Raw genomic sequence first — 16,512 nt, 5'->3', positions numbered from 1 at the left:
AAAACATGAATCTTAGTACAATATCGGCTCAGGTAGCACAAGCGGTAGAAGAAGGTTTGTTTAAAGAACAAAAAACCTTACCAAGCTGGCTTTTCTACGACAATCAAGGTGATCGCATCTTTCAGGAAATCATGGGCATGCCTGAATATTACCTTACCGGATGTGAATACGAGATTTTACAAATGAATGCTGCTGCTATTTTAAAGCGTTTTCAGCAGCAAGGTGCTTTTCAATTAATTGAGTTGGGTGCCGGTGATGGATTAAAAACAGAAATATTACTAAAGCATTTCACACAACAACAGGCTGACTTTACCTATCATCCCATTGACATTTCTGCCGCAGTACTTACACAGTTACAAGATCGATTGAGTACCTCCTTACCCAACCTACCCTTCTTCCCACAACAAGGGGATTACGATAAAGCTTTAGAAAAACTAAATCTTTCATCAAATAAGCGAAAAGTAATTCTATTCCTGGGATCCAATATTGGCAATTTTTCGGCTACAGAAGCAGGTGCTTTTCTGCTACGCATCAAAAAATCGATGCACGCGAACGACCTTTTATTTGTGGGTATCGATCTTAAAAAAGATCCCCGCATGATTCAGCGTGCGTATGACGATTCACAAGGCATTACCAAAAGTTTTAATATTAACCTATTGGCAAGATTAAACAGAGAATTAGGCGCCAATTTTATGCTTGACCAATTCAGTCATTATCCTACCTATAATCCAGAAACAGGTGAAGCAAAAAGTTATTTGGTCAGCTTACGGCAGCAAGATGTTTATTTTGAAGCCTTACAAAAAACAGTTCGGTTCAAACGTTGGGAACATATCCACACCGAAGTTTCGATCAAATACGATCAACAAATGATTGAACAATTGGCGAAAGTAAGCGGTCTTACAATTGAACATCAGTATTACGACTGTAAGCACTATTTTAGTGATCTGGTACTCATGAAACACTGAAATTAAAGTTATCAATGTATGATAAGATCCTGATAGTCAAAATTTTATTCAGTATAATTTAAAATTTAGTAGAACTATAAGATACTAATTCAGAATTCCTTCAGAATTGCTTCGTTGATTTGTATAGTTAAATATGCGACAACAAGCAGCCATATTATTTCTGATACTCCATTTCTTTACTTCTACGGAGTTGCACCAATTGGTGCGTATGCCTGTATTGCTGACACATTTTAGCGAACATAAAGCAAGCACGTCCTCACTCAGTTTTTTTGAATTCTTGTCATTACATTATGGTGATGTCGCCAACACACATGAGACACAAAAGACGCATGACCAACTCCCCTTTCAAGGCAATTGCGAAATAAGTTTACATGCCTTGTGGGTAACCATCGTCAGTACACAGGAAATTCCGGATAATCAAATTCCGGCTGATCAGTCGGACAAAACTGTATTACCCTCTTTTGTACTTCCATCAAACGATGGAAACAATATCTGGCAACCGCCAAAAGTGTGATCCATTAAAATGGGTTTAGTGCAAGGCAATAGTCTTGCTTTATCACACAATTACTTCTCTATCATGTTAACTTCTATTATACAATTCACCCTGCACAACAAACTAATTGTTGGCATACTCTTAGTGGCACTTATAGGTTGGGGTACTTATTCGTTATTTCAATTGCCCATTGATGCCGTGCCTGATATCACTAATAATCAGGTACAGATCATCACCACAGCACCATCTCAATCAGCGCTGGATATTGAAAGGCAAGTAACTTTTGTGGTGGAGCAGACTATGGCCACTGTGCCCGGCATTATTGAGATTCGTTCGTTCTCGCGCTTTGGCCTCTCGGTAGTAACGGTGGTTTTTTCTGATGACACCGATGTATACTGGGCCAGACAACAGATCGGAGAACGTCTTTCTATTGCTCAAAAGCTAATCCCTCCGGAGATTGGTGTGCCTGAATTAGGACCAGTTACTACTGGCCTAGGTGAGATTTATCAATACATCGTCAAGGCTAAACCTGGTTATGAAAACCGATATAGTCTTATGCAATTGCGTACACTACAGGATTGGATAGTAAGACGACAATTGCTGGGTACAAAAGGCATTGCCGATGTGAGCAGTTTTGGTGGATTACTTAAACAATATGAACTAGCCATTGATCCAGATAAGCTGAATAGTTTTAATATCACGCTGCAAGATGTTTTTAATGCCTTAGCGCAAAACAACGAAAATACTGGTGGAGCGTACATCGAAAAAAATAATCAGGCTTACTTTATCAGGAGCGAAGGCATTTTTACCTCTGCCCATGATATTGAAGATGTAATTGTTGGCACAGCAAAAAGCAACACCCCTATACTTGTTAAAGATATAGCGCTCGTTCAGCTAGGGAATGCGCTGCGCTATGGTGCCATGACACAAAATGGCGAAAGTGAAACCGTAGGTGCTGTAGTAATGATGTTAAAAGGAGCGAACTCCTCTGAGGTAATTGCAAATGTAAAAGATAAAATCAGAGAGATTCAACAAGCGTTGCCTGAAGGCGTTGTGATTGAACCCTTTCTTGACCGCACTAAACTGGTAAACAACGCAATTGCTACGGTAAGTAAAAATCTGGCAGAAGGTGCCCTGATTGTAATTCTTGTTTTAGTGTTGATGCTTGGCAACTTGCGAGCAGGTTTGGTGGTTGCGTCCGTCATTCCTTTGTCCATGCTTTTTGCTGTAAGCATGATGAATCTTTTTGGTGTTTCAGGCAATTTAATGAGTCTTGGTGCCATTGACTTTGGATTAATAGTCGATGGTGCTGTCATCATTGTTGAGGCAACGCTGCATTATATGACTATCTCCGGTATTCATGGTGTACTGAATCAAAGACAAATGGATGAGCAGGTTGGAGGTTCGGCAAAAAAGATGATGAGTGCTGCTGCTTTTGGTCAACTGATTATTCTTATCGTTTATCTGCCCATACTTTCCTTAGTGGGCATAGAAGGAAAAATGTTCAGACCCATGGCGCAAACAGTAATCTTCGCCATTGCCGGAGCCTTTCTATTATCGTTAACGTATGTGCCCCTCGCCTCTTCCCTTTTCCTGAGTAAGAAAACCACACATCAGAAAAATCTGTCGGATCGATTAATTGATAAAATAAAGAAAGTTTACATCCCTACTTTACAACTGGCTTTGCATTGGAAAAAAAGCATTGTACTCAGTGCTGCCATCGCCCTGGTGGTAAGCATCATGATCTTTTTCTCGCTGGGTGGAGAATTCTTGCCTGAATTAGATGAAGGTGATTTTGCAGTCGATACACGCTTACTTACCGGCAGTAGTCTTACCTCAACTGTTGATGCTACGCTTAAAGGCGAAGCAGTGCTTCTCAAAAACTTTCCGGAAGTAGAAAAAGTAATAGCCAAGATTGGTTCAGCCGAAATACCGACTGACCCTATGCCCATTGAAGCGGCCGACATGATGGTGGTTATGAAAGATAAATCGGAATGGGTAAGCGCACACACAAAGGATGAAATGATTGAAAAAATGCAGGCTGTTTTACACGAGCAAGTTCCCGGTGTATGGTTTGGCTTTCAACATCCGATACAAATGCGCTTTAACGAACTCATGACGGGTGCCCGACAAGATGTAGTAGTTAAAATTTATGGAGAAGATCTTGAACTGCTTACACAATATGCTAACACAGTGGGTTCCCTGGTATCAAAAATTGAGGGAACAGAAAGTCTATTTATTGAAAACATGACAGGCTTACCACAAATCATTATTCGCATCAAACGCGACAGACTCGCCTACTACAAACTCTCCATGAAAGAAGTAAATGCTGTTATTAATACAGCCTTTGCAGGCAAAGCGTCTGGTCAGCTATTTGAAGGTGAAAAACGTTTTGACGTTGTAATCCGACTTAGTGCCGAACACAGAAAATCGGTAGATCATGTTCAGAATATATTGATTGTAAATAATGAGGGTGTACAAATTCCATTGCATGAACTAGCTGATGTAGTTGTAGAAACCGGTCCCAATCAAATACAGCGTGATGATGCCAAAAGACGTATTGTCGTTGGCTTTAAAACACGTGGACGTGATGTGGAAAGTATTATTGAAGAACTTAAGCTTATCATTAAAAGTGACCTTACCATGGCACCAGGTTACTATGTAACCTATGGTGGATCCTTTAAAAATCTGGAAGAAGCAAAAGCCAGACTTGCTATTGCTGTGCCTGTTGCACTTTTACTCATTTTTATCTTACTCTATTTCACTTTTAACTCCATAAAACTAAGCCTCCTTATTTACTCTGCCATTCCCTTGTCTGCTATTGGAGGCATACTCGCTTTGTGGATCAGAGGCATGCCCTTTAGTATCTCTGCCGGAATAGGGTTCATCGCACTCTTTGGTGTAGCGGTGCTCAATGGCATTGTGCTGATTGCTGAATTTAACCGATTGAAAAAAGAAGAATCGAACACTTTAACAGAATTAATTATGAAAGGAACACTCACCAGGCTCAGACCTGTTCTAATGACAGCGCTGGTTGCCTCTCTTGGTTTTTTACCTATGGCACTTTCAAACGGAAGTGGTGCAGAAGTGCAAAAACCACTTGCTACTGTAGTTATTGGCGGATTAGTAAGCGCTACGCTGCTTACATTGATATTGTTACCAATTCTTTATTACCTCGCAGAATCGATAGGAATTAAAGTGAGGATAAATAAGTATCTGAGTATCACTTTACTGCTACTCACAATATCTGCTTTCCCTGCTTTTTCTCAAACAAATCAGCAGGTAAGCATTTTTAAAAATGAAACTCAGTTTTTGAAGCAAGCACCTGACCAGATTATTTCTTTGGAGAATGATCGTGAAGCGCTTAAGCTAAAAAACAAGCAAACACTTGTTATGCACAGTACTGCAGGTGAAGTGGTGATTCCTTATGGAAGTATTTATGCTTACGCTATAGAAGAAAAGCAGTATCGCGCTGAAGGAGATAAAGGACTTTTTAACTGGTATGGCTATTATCAGGTGTTAGATGCAAATGATATCGTACTCTACAGTCGCAAGATTCATCATCGCAAAGGAGGCCCTGCCATTAATTATTTTTTCAGTGAAAACGCTACTGCACCCATAAAAATGCTGACCATGGGTGAAATCAAAAAAGCTTTTAAAGATAATCCTGTCTTTGTGAAAGCTGTTCGAAAAGAGTTTAAAAAAGATTACGCTGCCCTGGCGCAAAAAGATGCTTCCGGCAGCACACTACTGATTCGATTATATCAACAGTCTAAAGGCAAGCCATGAAAATTCAATTCCTTTTCACTTCACTGTTTTTTTTCAGTCTGTTTGCTGTTGCTCAGACTCCTGTATTGAGTACAGCTGAAGTGCTGTCTCTTGTAAAACAAAATCATCCTGAGCTTCTTGGAGCTCGTCTTAAGGTGTCGCAACAGGAACAGATTCTGAAGGGCGGGCCTGTTGTGCCCAAAACGGATTTTTCTATGACGCTGGGGCAATACAACAGTATACAAAAGCGTGATAATAATATTACTATTTCTCAAAGCATCCCTTTTCCAACGGTCGTCTACAGGCAAAGAAATTTTGCCAGGGCCAGCGTACAGGAAGCAACAATGCAGGAAGCGCTGAGTCTGAGTCAACGCATATTAGAAACACGCCTGCTGATGACTGAAATGCTTTACCTGAAGGCAAGAGCTGATGCTTTACTCCGACAGGATAGCTTATTAAAGCGTACAGCTGAAATCGCCAATTATCAATACAAAGCAGGTGAAAAAAGTGAACTCACCAAACTTTCTGCGGAGAGTCAGCAGCAACAAATAAGTAACGAGTGGCGCATGGCCTTGCAGGATTTGCAATCCGCGCAAGCCCGGCTTCAATTACTTTGCGGAGTTGATTATCAGTTCGACATCAGTGGTTTAATCGAACAATTGCCAGTGCCTTTAATCGATACAATCAATCTGGACAATAACCCGGAGAAAGCATTATCCGCTGCGAATATAACACTGGCAGTTGAAGCCAGAAAACTGGAAGCGGCCCGGGCTCTCCCCGATCTTCGGCTGGGTTATTTTAGCCAAACCTTAATTGGTACTCAAAATATCAATGGTCAGGATCAGTACTTCGATGGCAGCAAAAGATTTCAAGGTTTGCAAATAGGGCTATCGATACCTGTACTATACTTCAATACGCGAGGACAAATCCGCTCTCTTAAAATTCAGGAAGACATAGCCAGGCAACAAGATGCCAATACCAGCTTAAACATTGGTATTGGTTATGAAAAGTTGATCCGATCCATTCAAAAAGATAAAAGTACAATTGACTACTACAAACGATATGCTTTACCTACGGTAAAACAATTGACATCGCAAAGTATGAAAGCCTTTATAGCAGGTGACATTGACTTTATAAATCTGTCCATGCACCGTCAGCAGGAACTCAGTGTGCAGGAAGCCTATCTTCTCGCACTACTTCATTACCATCAGAACGTCACACAACTTGAGCATTTAACAGGCAATTATTAATCATGAAAAATTCAAGCATACTATTACTCATTTTAATAAGTCTTGGCGCTTGTAAGCAGGAGATACAATTGGCGGAGGAAAAAACAGTAGTGCAAAATGTATTACAACTGACTCCCGCACAGGCTGTCAGTTTAAAAATTGAAGTTGGAAAAGCAGACAGTACTATTTTAAAAGAGAGTCTCGAAGCAAGAGGTCAATTGGATGTGCCCCCGCAAAACATTGTATCCATTATGGCTCCACTGGGTGGCTTTGTAAAAAGTACAAACATGTTGCAAGGCATGAAGATAAAGAAGGGCGAAGTACTGGCAATATTAGAACACCCTGATTACATTAAACTGCAACAAGACTACCTCGAGAAAAGAAGCCAATTGGCATATCTTGAGGCTGAATATATAAGGCAGGAAGAACTGCAGCAACAAAATGCCAATGCCCTGAAAACAGCGCAGCAAGCAAAGGCCAACTATGAAGGAACCAAAGCGATGGTGGCAGGACTCGAAGCTATGTTACAACTGGCGCATATTTCCATTCCCGCCCTTCAGCAGGGCAACATACAACCGACTATCAAATTACTTGCACCAAGCAACGGCTACATTACAAAAGTGATGGTGAATGCCGGACGTTATGTTCAGGAAACAGAAGTGCTTTTCGAATTAGTTAATATGGAACATATACACGCTGAACTTAAAATTTTTGAAGCAGATATTTCAAAAATTAAAGAAGGGCAAAAGGTTATGTTGAGCAGTCCGGCTTTTCAAGAATCAGTACTAGCCAATGTGTTCCTGATTGGCAAATCTATCGGTGAAGACAGAACCATACAAGTGCATTGCCATCTTGTTAAAGAAGATGAGAGCTTTATACCCGGAAGTTATGTAACAGCAACTATTGATGTTGGTCAACGCTCAGGCATAACCTTACCAGCAGAAGCCATTATTCATTATGAAGGAAAGGATTATGCTTTTATTGAATTGGGACCAGACAGATACCAGGCTATTGTGCTCACAATAGTAGAAAACAGTCAGGATAAGGTAATGATCAGTTTAGCTGACAAAAATCAGGCTGATCAGAAATTTGTTATTAAGGGGGTTTTTCAGCTTCTGGGGCTCTTAAAAAATACTGGGGATGAGTAATTCAGAATTCCTTCAGAATCAATAATCACCTTTATTAAAAGTTTCGACTATGCTTCGCATCACATTTGCTGCCCTGTTCATCTTCTTTCAAACCCTTTTTTCTTTCGCTCAACATACCAACGACAGCAGCCGTTATACCCTGCGCAAATTAAAGCTAGAAGAAGTAAATTTTGTATCCAGCTACTATCATCAAGAAGGTAATAACTCTGCAGTAACTGGCGGAATCGGAACAGAAAAACTGACTGATTTGGGTACTACGCTGGACGTTAAACTTTCAACCTACGATAGCAGAAAACGCAAGCACACACTCATTGGTGAATTTGGGGTAGATGTTTACACATCTGCTTCATCAGATAAAATTGATCCTTATACCATCTCTTCTGCTTCGACAAGTGACGTTCGTGTTTATCCTTCCATCACTTACTCAGTAACTAATGATCAAAAAAGAACAAGCTATAGTATTGTAGGTTCTGTTTCAACAGAGTATGATTATCTCTCAAAAGGTATTGGTGCCGGTTGGAGCAAATTGTCTAAAGATAAAAACCGGGAGTTTGCTGTAAAGGCACAGGCTTTTCTGGATACATGGTCTGTGATTCTTCCTATTGAACTTCGATCAACAAACCGAAGGGATAAGAAAGAACCGCGTAACTCTTACAGTACCTCATTTACCCTTAGTCAGATTGTTTCCAAACGCATGCAGTTGTTATTGTTAACTGATTTCGCTTATCAATCAGGTCAACTGGCTACGCTCTATCACCGAACTTATTTCAATAATGGATCGCACCAGATTGAAAACTTACCCGATCAACGATTTAAATTTCCTGTAGCGCTACGCGTTCATTATTTTGCTGGCGACCGGTTCATCCTCAGAAGTTATTACCGTTACTATCAGGACAGTTGGGGACTTCAGGCCCATACCTTTGATATTGAAACGCCCATTAAAATAACACCTTTCTTCTCACTAAGTCCCTTTTACCGCTACTATACCCAGCAAGGTGTGAAGTATTTTGCACCCTATCAGGAACATAGTCTGGATGAAGTCTACTACACCAGTGATTATGATTTATCAACGCTAAGCAGTCAGCTGATGGGTATGGGTATCCGCTTATCTCCACCCGGAGGCATACTGGGCATATCTAAAGCAAATGCCCTGGAATTACGTTATGGACATTACACGCGATCGACCGGTCTTACAGCTAATACAGTTGCCATTCTTATCAAAATAAAATAATATGAAATATCCATGCACTTGGTGCATCCACATAGGCGTTAATTTTTTGGATATTCCATGTGACCAAACTAAAAAATAAAAAATAACACATGAAAGTCATCTTCAGTTTTCTTTTCTTCACCAGTATCTTTTCCGGAATATGGTTTACAAATTTTGAAGAAGCACAATTAAAAGCCAAACAAGAGCAAAAGCTTATCCTGCTCAACTTCTCCGGTTCGGACTGGTGTGCTCCCTGTATTAAGATGAAACAGGAAGTATTTGAGTCAGCCGATTTTGATGAGTTGGCTAGTCAGGAATTAATATTAGTACGTGCAGACTTTCCGAGAAGTAAAAAAAATCAACTCCCGAAAGAACAGATTTTGCACAATGAAAAGCTTGCTGAGCGGTACAATCCTGAAGGCAAATTTCCTTACACACTACTATTACGTTCAGATGGAAGTATTATTAAAACGTGGGATGGTTACGTTTTTGCCAGTCAGGACAAAGTACTCAGTGAACTCAGGAAAACAATTAATCCATGAGTGTGACCATGGCTTCAAAAGTATTCAACAAAGTAACGCGCCTGATGGGCAACCGCTTCGAAATTTCGGTTGTTGCAGAAGATGAAGAACAAGCCATGCATGTTATTGAAAAGGCCATTGCAGAAATACAGCGGATTGAAAAACTACTCACCACATTTGATGCAGCCAGTCAGACAAATCAGATTAACGAACAGGCAGGCATAAAACCGGTTGCCGTAGATCGTGAAGTGTTTGACCTGATTGAAAGAAGTCTGAAAATTTCGAGGCTTACACAAGGGGCTTTTGATATTACCTATGGATCTCTGGATAAGCGGTTTTGGAATTTTGATACGCAAATGAAAAGCTTGCCTAAACCAGAAGATGCCAAAAATGCTGTAAATCGAATTGGTTACCAGCACGTCATTCTCAACAAGGAGAATCAAACCGTATTCGTGAAGCAAATTGGCACACGCATAGGTTTTGGTGGTATAGGAAAAGGTTATGCAGCAGATCGTGCCAAGCATGTTTTGCAACAATCAGGCGTTGTGAGCGGAATTGTAAATGCCTCTGGCGATTTAACTGTTTGGGGAACCCAGCCTGACGGAAAAAACTGGACAGTGGGTATTGCCGATCCACAAAACAAACATATGCCTTTCGCTTCACTTGAATTAAAGGATGCCTCAATTGCTACCTCCGGCAACTACGAGAAGTTTGTGATTATTGATGGTAAGAAGTACTCACACAATATCGATCCCCGTACAGGATATCCAGTACACGGCATAAAAAGCACAACTATCATTTGCAAAAGCGCTGAGCTGGCAGATGCTATGGCTACTCCCATTACAGTGATGGGTGTAAAAAAAGGATTGTATCTGATTGATCAGTTAAAAGACATTGCCTGCATCATTATCGATGATCATGATCAGGTATTTCATTCGAAAAATATTAAGCTCTCATAATTATGAAAAAAATAGCAACCCCTCTCCTGCTTGTTGCTTTAAGTCTCAGTGCCTGCAGTAGTGTAAAAGAGTATCAAAAAATGAGGCTGAATGATTCTGAAATGGAACTGGCTGCACGTAAAGTCCAAAAATTTGAGTCCAATTTTCAACTCTACCGCGAAGGCGCATCAGGTGCAAATGGTGGAAAAAACGGAGGGGGCTGCGGATGTAATTAACATGACTATTGTATCATATGAAAAGCCATCCTCAATTGACAATTGAAAGCAAATTTTTAACAAATATTTTTCTTTCACTTGTTCTCTTATCAACACTAACGAGACTTCTTTTGTGGAGCCTCAGCTATAAGGAAGCAAGCCTTCATGTAAACAATTTTCTTCACACTATTGGTTATGGCCTGTTCTATGATCTGGCCAATGCTTCTCTGTTTGTTTTGCCCTTTATGTTTATTATATGGCTGACTCCCTTCCGATTTACAGGAAGAAAAGGGCACTACGTTTTATTATTAGTACTTAATTTTATTGCAGTTTCAATTTTGGTCTTTAATGCCATTGGAGAGGTGCTCTTTTGGGATGAGTTCTCAACTCGTTTCAACTTTATTGCAGTGGATTATCTGATTTATACCACCGAAGTTATCGGAAACATCCGGCAGTCCTATCCAATAGGATGGATCATCGCTTTGCTGCTTCTTCTTAGCATCATACTTACTTACATAGGCTTCAGAAAGATTAATCTTAAAACCTATCGGCATTTAAATTTCAAACAAAGAACTCAGTTAGGCATTACACTGTTCACTATTGCTGTCCTAAATTACTTATTTATTAACAACACCTTCCACCAGGAAAATGAAAATCAGTTCGTCAATGAACTGGCGGGCAATGGTATGTATGAATTATTCTCAGCTTATCGAAACAATGAACTAAACTACGAGCAGTTTTACCCCACCCTTCCTATACAATATGCATTACATTCAATTTATGAACAAAAATCACTCCAGCAGGATAAGCCAATCAAGAATTTGGAATTTAGCGTAACTGAGCATAAACCAGAACAAAAACTCAATGTAATCCTGATCAGTGTAGAAAGCCTGAGCGCGGAATTTCTGGCTTACGAAGGCATTCGTAAAGGCGTTACTCCATTTTTAGATTCCCTTGCGGAGCACAGCTACCTGTTCACCAACGTATATGCTACAGGAACCAGAACAGTGAGGGGCCTAGAAGCTTTATCCCTGTCCATTCCCCCAACCCCCGGACAATCCATAGTTCGCAGACCTAACAATGAAAATCTTTTCACTTTATCAAGTGTATTTAACAGTAAGGGTTATGAGAGCCTTTACATTTATGGTGGCTATGGTTACTTCGATAATATGAATTACTTCTTCAGTCATAATGGTTATCAGGTAATAGACCGAACTGCACTTGAAAGCGAAGAGATTGACTATGAAAACATCTGGGGTGTGGCCGATGAAAATTTATTCACACTTGCGATACGGGAAATTGATCAGCGTGCTGCCAATCAGAAACGTGTCTTTGCACACATTATGACAACATCTAACCATAGACCCTATACTTATCCTGAAGGAAGAATTGATATACCCTCACACACCAGCAGAATTGGAGCCGTTAAGTATACCGATTACGCTATCGGTGAATTTATACGAAATGCCAGTAAGAAAGAATGGTTCAACAATACTGTTTTTGTTATCACAGCAGATCATTGTGCATCAAGTGCAGGGAAAGAAGAACTGCCCATTGAAAAATACAGAATACCCCTATTGATTTATGCTCCGGCTTTTATTAAACCTGCTGTTGAAACACGTTTGATGAGTCAAATAGATATCGCCCCTACCTTACTTGGACTTCTTAATTTTTCCTATAAAAGTAAATTTATGGGGTACGATCTGCTACATTTGAAGCGTGGTGTGGAACGGGCTTTTATCAGCACGTACCAACGACTGGGTTATATGAAACAGGACTCGCTTCTTATTTTATCTCCACAACATGTAGCCCTGGTGTATCCTGTTGCCAATAATAAAATCACCGGAAAGGGTGTTCCTGATAAGGCTAAAAGGTATAAGATAACACGTGAAGGTATCAGCTGGTATGAAGCAGCTGGTTATCTGTATAAAAACAATAAGCTTAAATTATAGCGAGCTAAAACAAAATATGAAAGTCCTCATCGTTGAAGATGAAAAAGAACTCTCTAACAGCATAGCGCAATACCTGCGTCAGGAAAGTTATATCTGTGAGCTAGCATATAATGTAAGAGATGCTCTAGAGAAAGTACAGTGCTTTGAATACGATTGCATTCTCTTGGACATCACATTGCCTGATGGCAATGGCCTTAAAATTCTTGAAAGTTTGAAACAACATAACAAACTGGACGGTGTCATTATCATATCTGCCAGGAACTCCGTTGACGACCGCATTAAAGGACTTAACCTGGGTGCAGATGATTATCTACCTAAACCTTTTCACCTTTCAGAACTTGGTGCTCGCATTTCGGCTATTATCAGGCGTAAGCATTTTGATGGTAAAACTAAATTTTCTTTCAATGAGATAAATATTGACCTCCTGGGTAAAACTGTAAAGATTCATGATAAGCCGTTTGAGCTGACTCGTAAAGAATACGACTTATTGCTTTTTTTAATATCCAATAAAAACCGTGTAGTGTCCAAAAATGCGATTGCCGAACACCTGTCTGGCGATGATGCTGAAATTTTTGATAACTTCGATTTTATTTATGCACATATGAAAAACCTGAAGAAAAAACTGAGCGATGCCGATTGTAAGGATTATATTAAAACGGTTTATGGGCTAGGTTATAAACTTGAAGCATGAAATTATTGGTTCGTACCATTCGGAACTACGCTTTGGTCTCAGCCTTACTATTTATTATCTCCACACCATTATTTTATTGGGCTATATATAGTCTTGTTATAAAACAAATGGATGAGATGCTTCAAGAACATAAACGTGATTTTGTTAATGCTGCACCTTTCATTCATACAGAATATGAACTCCGCCAGCACGAACAGCTTAATAAAGAATTTAATCTTACACTTGTGCCTCATGGTAACATCATCAACGATAGTCTTTATACAGAGAAAGTATTTGACTCTATTGCCTTAGAATTCCATCCTTATCGAACTTTCAGAACTGCCGTGCGATTACACGGAGCTGTGTATGAGCTTAAAATAAGTGAATCCATGGTAAGCAGTAAAGACCTGGTTATGGCTATAGTACTCATTCAATGTATTCTGCTAACGTTGCTGTTTACTACACTTGTTATCATTAACCGTCAGTTATCGAGTACGGTCTGGAGTCCGTTTTATAGAATTGTTGATCAGTTAAAAAATTACAGAATTGACAAGGACAACTTCATTAATCTGCCAAAATCTTCGACTCATGAGTTTCGTGATTTAAGCCAGGCAATTGATCAACTTATCGAGAAAAACAAAAACACCTATTTATCACAAAAGGAGTTTACAGAAAATGCCTCTCATGAAATTCAGACCCCACTGGCTGTACTGAATAGTAAAATTGATTTGCTTATGCAGACAGAACTGACGGAATATCAGGCTGAACTCATTAGTTCTATTCAGAACAGCTCTCAGAGAATTTCTAAGCTAAACAGAAGTTTACTCCTTTTAGCTAAAATAGATAATCAACAATTTGGTGAAAGAGAAAACATTGATTTCACAAACGTTGTTGATGGTTTAATTAACCAGCTGAAAGAGGTTATGGAGCAGCACAACCTAAGCGTTCACTTTCTTCAGCACGACCGAGTGATCTTGCATGCCAACAAGGTACTTATCGAAATTCTGGTTTCCAATTTACTAACCAATGCATTGCGTTATGCTCCGCACCACAGCAAGATTAATGTAAGTATCACGCAAGAGCAGTTTTATATTGAAAATGATGGGCAGGCATTTAAAAACGCTTCATCTCTATTTAATCGATTCAGCAAGGAAGATCAGTCAACCTTCGGTACAGGATTAGGTCTGGCGCTGGTTAAGCAAATCTGCCAAGAACTTTCTTATGCTATCACCTATACTTACCTGGATAGTAAACATAGATTTACTATTCTTTTCAGTAAGGGATAATTGGTTTTTAAAAGAAATGCATGCTTTATCTTGAGCCCAGCTTTATAATAAAAATAGATAATTAATGCATTGATCCACTACTGAATAATCTCTATCTCCGTTCTTCTGTTGATCTCACGCCCGCTTTCTTCATCATCGTTAGATACAATGGGGCGCTCCAAACCAAACCCTTTAGCGCTTAATCGGCTATGCTCAACTCCCTGACTTGTCAAGTATGTAATTACAGCACTAGCGCGCTTCAGAGATAGTTCCTTATAACTTGATGCATTACCGCTAGTACTTAACTCTGAATTATCGGTATGTCCGTTAATCTGTACTCGCAATACGGGATTACCCATTAATAGCTCCTTAATTTTTTCAACTTCGGCAACTGATTCAGTTTTAAGTTCAGTCTTGCGCGGATCAAAAAAGATATTCTTCAATACTACTTTTGAACCAATCTCTGCTTTTACCATAATGATGTGCGTATCAATTTCCTGGTATTCGGCAAAGGCCGGCAAACTAAAATTAATGGAGTTAAATAAATAACCTGCCTTCTCTGTAGTTACACCATAGTTTCCCCCATGAGGAATAATCAATTCAAAATCCCCACTACCTTCCTCTGTACTTATCTTAGCGACAACCGTATTGGTTTGGTTATCCACCAAGCTAATGGTGGCGCTAAGTGGGTCTGCGGTCAATTCGTCTATAACCTTTCCCTTAAGAATAGTTACTACTTTTTTATTTTTTTGCTCTTGAATAAATGCCGCCACAAAATCGTCATTCTTTCTAACCGGAGGAGCGGCTACCACAACAACTGGTGTAGGCTTTGGTTTGTACTTGGGTTCTAAAAAGGTAATAGAGTAGATGTCAGTTTCACCCTTACCACCCTCTCTTACAGTTGAATAATAAGCTTTCTTTTTATCGGTCGAGATAGAGAAGAATCCGTCATACTCCCACGAATTTATTGGGTAACCTATGTTTTCTGGTTTGGTCCATTTATTTCCACGTAGCTCACTGAAAAATATATCACTGTTACCCAACTTTCTGTGGCCATTAGATGAGAAATAAAGTGTTACACCATCAGTATGGATAAAAGGTGAATCTTCATCTTCACTTGTATTAATAGTTGGACCGACATTTACAGCTTTGCCCCACTCTCCCTTTCCATCAAGCAAACTCACATAAATATCTAACTCACCATATCCACCGTCTCTATTACTAGTAAAATAAAGTTTCTGTCCATCATGCGATAATGTTGCGCTGGTTTCCCAAAACATACCCGTGTTTATATTCCTATTGAGTGGCACGGGCTTAGACCAAGTGTCTCCTACCAGTTTAGAAACATGGATATCACCTGCACCCTCTTCACTGTATAAAAAGAGCGTCTTCCCATCGGGCGATAAAGAAGCGGCTGCCTCATTGTACTTGTCAGTATTAATATTCTCGCTTATTTTTTTGGGTGTGGACCAGCTATTTCCAGATCTTGTTGTAATGTAGATATCTTCAAAATTCATTCCTGCTCTTACCCTCGCTTCGTTATCGGATCGGTTTGAGGTAAAAATCATTGTATTGCCATCGGCAGATACTATTGGTGAATACTCACTAAATTTAGTATTAATGATATCTCCTACATTCTCAATCACAACATTCAACTCGTTCTGTGCCAAAGAGTCGGCCATCATACACTCAGCAATCTTTTCGTCTGCTATGGAGGCAAGCTTTTTATTCTTTCGCTTGAAATCATCAAAATGTCTTATTGCTTTTTTAAACTCATTTGTGTTTCGAAAAGCTACTCCTAAATGATAATCAATATCCTGATGCACGCCCGGATTGAGTCTATAGGCTTTATCAATGTACAGAGCGGCTTTTGATTTAGTATCAGAATACAAATAAGTTAAGCCTATTTTAAAATTTAGCGAAGCATCATCAGGGTTAACCTCGTATGCTTTGAGATAAGTAATAAGGGCAGCACTGTAATTTTTCTTGCCATATAACTGATCGGCAGTACCTATTAATTCTTTTACAGATTGCGCATCAAGGTTGTGCGTAATCTGTAATAAAACGATTAAGAACAAAAAATACAGTCGCATACTTTAGCAATGAAAATGAAATGTATGCAAATGTAAGACCATTAA

13 protein-coding genes are annotated in these 16,512 nt (G+C 39.6%); 12 read left to right on the top strand and 1 reads right to left on the bottom strand.

Features of this window, described 5'->3' with window-relative positions; genetic code table 11:
- The first annotated feature begins 5 nt into the window (after positions 1-5).
- From egtD to SanaruYs_RS02490, 12 genes are all read left to right on the top strand, one after another.
- Positions 6-965 (top strand): L-histidine N(alpha)-methyltransferase, encoded by a 960-nt coding sequence (gene egtD, locus SanaruYs_RS02545; RefSeq protein ID WP_127120932.1) that lies wholly within the window; start codon positions 6-8, stop codon positions 963-965.
- Between the two features lie 133 nt (positions 966-1,098).
- A complete protein-coding gene (locus SanaruYs_RS02540) occupies positions 1,099-1,479 on the top strand; it encodes a hypothetical protein (protein WP_127120931.1) in 381 nt (126 codons plus the stop codon).
- Between the two features lie 63 nt (positions 1,480-1,542).
- Complete coding sequence (locus SanaruYs_RS02535) at positions 1,543-5,247, top strand: efflux RND transporter permease subunit (protein ID WP_127120930.1); 3,705 nt, start codon at positions 1,543-1,545, stop codon at positions 5,245-5,247.
- Positions 5,244-6,476 (top strand): TolC family protein, encoded by a 1,233-nt coding sequence (locus tag SanaruYs_RS02530; RefSeq protein ID WP_127120929.1) that lies wholly within the window; start codon positions 5,244-5,246, stop codon positions 6,474-6,476. Before SanaruYs_RS02535 ends, SanaruYs_RS02530 begins: the two co-directional genes overlap by 4 nt.
- A gap of 2 nt (positions 6,477-6,478) precedes the next feature.
- Entirely contained in the window at positions 6,479-7,603 is a 1,125-nt protein-coding gene (locus SanaruYs_RS02525) for an efflux RND transporter periplasmic adaptor subunit (RefSeq protein ID WP_127120928.1), read from the top strand.
- A 49-nt stretch (positions 7,604-7,652) separates the two neighbouring features.
- The gene (locus SanaruYs_RS02520) at positions 7,653-8,834 is read left to right on the top strand and encodes a DUF3570 domain-containing protein (protein WP_127120927.1); all 1,182 of its coding nucleotides are present in this window, start codon (positions 7,653-7,655) and stop codon (positions 8,832-8,834) included.
- Positions 8,835-8,923: 89 nt separating this feature from the next.
- Positions 8,924-9,355, top strand: a complete 432-nt coding sequence (locus tag SanaruYs_RS02515; RefSeq protein ID WP_127120926.1) for a thioredoxin family protein — start codon at positions 8,924-8,926, stop codon at positions 9,353-9,355.
- Complete coding sequence (locus SanaruYs_RS02510) at positions 9,352-10,293, top strand: FAD:protein FMN transferase (protein WP_246011817.1); 942 nt, start codon at positions 9,352-9,354, stop codon at positions 10,291-10,293. The genes SanaruYs_RS02515 and SanaruYs_RS02510 overlap by 4 nt, the downstream gene beginning before the upstream one ends.
- A 2-nt stretch (positions 10,294-10,295) precedes the next feature.
- A complete protein-coding gene (locus SanaruYs_RS02505) occupies positions 10,296-10,508 on the top strand; it encodes a DUF4266 domain-containing protein (protein WP_127120925.1) in 213 nt (70 codons plus the stop codon).
- A 17-nt stretch (positions 10,509-10,525) separates the two neighbouring features.
- Positions 10,526-12,439 carry an LTA synthase family protein gene (locus tag SanaruYs_RS02500; RefSeq protein WP_127120924.1) on the top strand — a complete coding sequence of 638 codons (1,914 nt, stop codon included), beginning with the start codon at positions 10,526-10,528 and terminating at the stop codon, positions 12,437-12,439.
- 16 nt (positions 12,440-12,455) lie between these two features.
- Positions 12,456-13,130, top strand: coding sequence for a response regulator transcription factor (locus SanaruYs_RS02495; RefSeq protein ID WP_127120923.1), 675 nt, complete (start codon positions 12,456-12,458; stop codon positions 13,128-13,130).
- Positions 13,127-14,395 (top strand): sensor histidine kinase, encoded by a 1,269-nt coding sequence (locus tag SanaruYs_RS02490; RefSeq protein ID WP_127120922.1) that lies wholly within the window; start codon positions 13,127-13,129, stop codon positions 14,393-14,395. Before SanaruYs_RS02495 ends, SanaruYs_RS02490 begins: the two co-directional genes overlap by 4 nt.
- A gap of 77 nt (positions 14,396-14,472) precedes the next feature.
- Here SanaruYs_RS02490 and SanaruYs_RS02485 read toward each other — a convergent pair whose 3' ends face one another.
- Complete coding sequence (locus tag SanaruYs_RS02485; RefSeq protein WP_127120921.1) at positions 14,473-16,467, bottom strand: OmpA family protein; 1,995 nt, start codon at positions 16,465-16,467, stop codon at positions 14,473-14,475.
- Positions 16,468-16,512: the final 45 nt, after the last annotated feature.

Source organism: Chryseotalea sanaruensis (assembly GCF_003990915.1).
GTDB classification, from domain to species: Bacteria; Bacteroidota; Bacteroidia; order Cytophagales; family Cyclobacteriaceae; genus Chryseotalea; species Chryseotalea sanaruensis.
Note: the sequence above shows the minus strand (reverse complement) of the source record. Positions and strands in the feature narration are given on the sequence as shown.

Coding starts and splice junctions, on each gene's coding strand:
- egtD (WP_127120932.1), top strand. CDS start 6: ATGAATCTTAGTACAATATCGGCTCAGGTAGCACAAGCGGTAGAAGAA.
- SanaruYs_RS02540 (WP_127120931.1), top strand. CDS start 1,099: ATGCGACAACAAGCAGCCATATTATTTCTGATACTCCATTTCTTTACT.
- SanaruYs_RS02535 (WP_127120930.1), top strand. CDS start 1,543: ATGTTAACTTCTATTATACAATTCACCCTGCACAACAAACTAATTGTT.
- SanaruYs_RS02530 (WP_127120929.1), top strand. CDS start 5,244: ATGAAAATTCAATTCCTTTTCACTTCACTGTTTTTTTTCAGTCTGTTT.
- SanaruYs_RS02525 (WP_127120928.1), top strand. CDS start 6,479: ATGAAAAATTCAAGCATACTATTACTCATTTTAATAAGTCTTGGCGCT.
- SanaruYs_RS02520 (WP_127120927.1), top strand. CDS start 7,653: ATGCTTCGCATCACATTTGCTGCCCTGTTCATCTTCTTTCAAACCCTT.
- SanaruYs_RS02515 (WP_127120926.1), top strand. CDS start 8,924: ATGAAAGTCATCTTCAGTTTTCTTTTCTTCACCAGTATCTTTTCCGGA.
- SanaruYs_RS02510 (WP_246011817.1), top strand. CDS start 9,352: ATGAGTGTGACCATGGCTTCAAAAGTATTCAACAAAGTAACGCGCCTG.
- SanaruYs_RS02505 (WP_127120925.1), top strand. CDS start 10,296: ATGAAAAAAATAGCAACCCCTCTCCTGCTTGTTGCTTTAAGTCTCAGT.
- SanaruYs_RS02500 (WP_127120924.1), top strand. CDS start 10,526: ATGAAAAGCCATCCTCAATTGACAATTGAAAGCAAATTTTTAACAAAT.
- SanaruYs_RS02495 (WP_127120923.1), top strand. CDS start 12,456: ATGAAAGTCCTCATCGTTGAAGATGAAAAAGAACTCTCTAACAGCATA.
- SanaruYs_RS02490 (WP_127120922.1), top strand. CDS start 13,127: ATGAAATTATTGGTTCGTACCATTCGGAACTACGCTTTGGTCTCAGCC.
- SanaruYs_RS02485 (WP_127120921.1), bottom strand. CDS start 16,467: ATGCGACTGTATTTTTTGTTCTTAATCGTTTTATTACAGATTACGCAC.